This is a genomic window from Thermodesulfobacteriota bacterium, assembly GCA_031082315.1.
Classification (GTDB): domain Bacteria; phylum Desulfobacterota; class QYQD01; order QYQD01; family QYQD01; genus QYQD01.
Genome location: JAVHLC010000041.1, coordinates 1 through 673 on the forward strand (window position 1 = coordinate 1; position 673 = coordinate 673).

Annotated in this window: 2 protein-coding genes; both read right to left on the reverse strand. The window is 48.4% G+C overall.

The features are described from left to right. Positions 1-322 precede the first annotated feature (322 nt). On the reverse strand, positions 323-502 hold the full coding sequence (locus RDU59_12965; protein ID MDQ7839390.1) for a CsbD family protein: 180 nt from the start codon (positions 500-502) through the stop codon (positions 323-325). A gap of 16 nt (positions 503-518) precedes the next feature. After that, the coding region (locus RDU59_12970; protein ID MDQ7839391.1) for a BON domain-containing protein at positions 519-673 on the reverse strand (155 nt) is incomplete at its 5' end.

Consider the following 673-nt stretch of genomic DNA (forward strand, 5'->3'; position numbering starts at 1 on the left):
CCCATCTTATCTGCATGTTCGATGCACATGCCCATCATATCGCCCATCTTGTCCATATTTCCCATTCCCATCATCTGTGAAAAAGCGGGCACAGGTACGCTGAGCGCCAGCAGAGCCACCGCTGCCACTATTAGATATCCAGAATATATTGCCTTCATGGTACGTTCTCCTTTTATTGTTGTTACTATTGTTTTTTGAACTCTTTCACTCCGAAGACCTCATGCCTTTCTATCCGTCCACCGTTGTCCGTAAGGACCTGAAAAGCCTTTTTCGGTGAACCGCCAACGGTCAACGGTGAACGGTTACTGATACGCCGCTCTCACTACTTCCCCAAAACCTTCTTGACCTGGCCGATCTTTTCCTGAACTTTGCCGGCCATCTTCTCACCGGTACCTTCGGCTTCCAACTTTGGATTGTCGCTTAGCTTCCCGGCGACCTCCTTGATCTTACCCTTCATTTGGTGAAACGTGCCTTCCGCCTGGTCCTTCGTGCTGGATTTCATGGTATTTCTCCTTCGCCTATTTCACGATCAGATTATTCTTTACGGATTTGACCCCTTTGACGCTCCTTACGATTTCACCCGCTTTATCGACGGCCTTTTGGGAATTAACGAAGCCGCTCAGTTGAACCGTGCCCTGGTAAGTTTCGACACTGATCTGAAATGACTTGAGAA

Coding starts and splice junctions, on each gene's coding strand:
- RDU59_12965 (MDQ7839390.1), bottom strand. CDS start 502: ATGAAATCCAGCACGAAGGACCAGGCGGAAGGCACGTTTCACCAAATG.